This window comes from Pelomicrobium sp. G1, from assembly GCF_051905455.1.
Lineage (GTDB): Bacteria > Pseudomonadota > Gammaproteobacteria > Burkholderiales > UBA6910 > Pelomicrobium.
On sequence record NZ_JBQACR010000208.1, the window covers coordinates 1 to 334 of the forward strand.

At 59.3% G+C, this 334-nt stretch carries 1 pseudogene; it reads right to left on the minus strand.

Features of this window, described 5'->3' with window-relative positions:
- Nucleotides 1-295 (minus strand): annotated as a pseudogene (locus ACTFO6_RS18195) (hypothetical protein); the annotation flags it as partial.
- Nucleotides 296-334 lie beyond the last annotated feature (39 nt).

Below are 334 nucleotides of genomic sequence, written 5' to 3' on the forward strand. Positions count from 1 at the left end.
CATGGTGATCCTTTCCAGCAAGAGATAGTTTTTTTGCTACCTCCACCTGCCCCATCACGTCGTCGGAGCGAAACCCGGACACGATGATGGATCGGTTGAGGGTGCGGCCATCCGCCCGCAGGGATGCGCCTCGGGTAAAAAACTCGTCGTTCTCGATGGTCACCTTAAGGAGAGCCCCTTTCAAGGACCACTCCCCCATGTCCCGCTCGAAAAGAAGCCTTCCCTCCCGGACGTCCGAGCGGAGGAAATCGGTGGAGGGCTCACCGAGAAAGCGATCAAGGGGAACTCCTGGCACGACGCCATTGTTCTGACGCGGAACGCCCACGTCCGGAGT